Below are 1,411 nucleotides of genomic sequence, written 5' to 3' on the forward strand. Positions count from 1 at the left end.
CCCGACGGCTCCGTCTACACCCTGCACAACCGGGCCGGCGGCAGCGCCGACAACATCCTCCAGACCTACACCGTGAACGCCTCCTCCGAGGTCGCCAACGGCACCTGGAAGCTCCGGGTCAACGACAACGCCGGCGGCGACACCGGCTACATCGACTCCTGGAACCTCACCTTCTGACAGGTGGACGGCCCCACCGGCCGACAGGTGAATAGTACGGACCAATGAGCCCTGCGGCGCCGCCGGTACACCCCGTACCGGCGGTACCGCGGGGCCTTGGCGTCCGCCGACTGAATTCTGCGTCACAGTCCGGTTCCATCCGGCCTCCGACCTCGTATTCTCGCCTCTCACAGGAAGGGCACAGGTGTGGGGACCGAGAGGCTGGTGGCTGTGCGTGGCGCCGAGTGGGCGGGCCGACGCGACCGTCGGACACGGTGAACTGATCAGGGCGGTCGAGCAGGCGCTGACCGCGCACGGGCGCGCCCTGCTCACCGGCCCGGCCGGCGCGGGCAAGTCCGAGGTGGCCGCCGCCGTCGCGGCCGCGGCCGAGGCCCGTCACGAGACCGTGCTCCGCCTCGCGCCCGAGGCCGCCGACCGGTGGATACCCGAGGCCTCCGCCGCCGCACTGCTCGCCTCCGTCCCGTGCGCCGTGCTGGAGCGGCTCGCCGGGCCCCAGCGCACCGCCGTCGCGCTGCTGCGCCGCGAAGCGGACGCGCCCCGCGCGGGCCGCGACCACCTCGCCCTGCGCCTCGCCGTCGTCGAGGTGCTGCGCACGCTCGCCGCCCGCACCCCCCTGCTGCTCGTCCTCGACAACGCCCAGTGGCTCGACGCCGAGAGCACCGACCTGCTCCGCTTCGCCCTGCGGCTGACCCCGCCCCGGGTCCGAGTCCTGGTCGCCGAATGCGTCCAGGGCGGCACCCCGGCGGGCGAACCCCTCTGCGGTCCGGGCACGCCGGCGATCCGGATCCCGCCGCTCGGCGCCGACCAGGTCGCCGAACTCCTCGTCCGCCACGGCCTGCCCGCCCGCCTCGCCGGCCGCGTCCACCAGGCCAGCGGCGGCAACCCCCGCCTCGCCCTCGCCCTGGGGCACTCCCTCGCCGAAGCCGCCGGGGCCCGGGACGGCAGCGCCCACCACGCCGACCCGCTGCCCCTGTCCGGCCAGGCCCGCGAGGTCGCCCGCCGGCTCCTCGCCGTCGCCCCCGCGCCGGCCCGCCGCACCCTGCTGCTCGCCGCGCTCGCGGCCCGCCCGACCACCGCCCTGCTCCGGCGGGCCGGGCGGCCCGACGCCGAGGCCGAGCTCGCCGAGGCGGAACGGGCCGCGCTGGTCACCGTGGGGGAGGACGGCGCCGTCACGTTCACCGCCGGCGCCCTGCCCATGGCGCTCGCCGCCGATGCCGGCTGGCCCGAGCGCGCC

The 1,411-nt window shown here is 77.0% G+C and carries 2 protein-coding genes; both read left to right on the forward strand.

What is annotated here, in order from left to right; all coding sequences use genetic code 11:
- Positions 1-177, forward strand: a 177-nt coding sequence (locus tag AB0F11_RS38190; protein WP_362184483.1) for a proprotein convertase P-domain-containing protein, incomplete at its 5' end; no start/stop codon positions are given.
- Positions 178-361: 184 nt separating this feature from the next.
- Positions 362-1,411, forward strand: a 1,050-nt coding sequence (locus AB0F11_RS38195; RefSeq protein WP_362184481.1) for an ATP-binding protein, incomplete at its 3' end; no start/stop codon positions are given.

The organism is Streptomyces sp. NPDC032472 (genome assembly GCF_040636955.1).
In the GTDB taxonomy this organism is placed as follows: domain Bacteria; phylum Actinomycetota; class Actinomycetes; order Streptomycetales; family Streptomycetaceae; genus Streptomyces.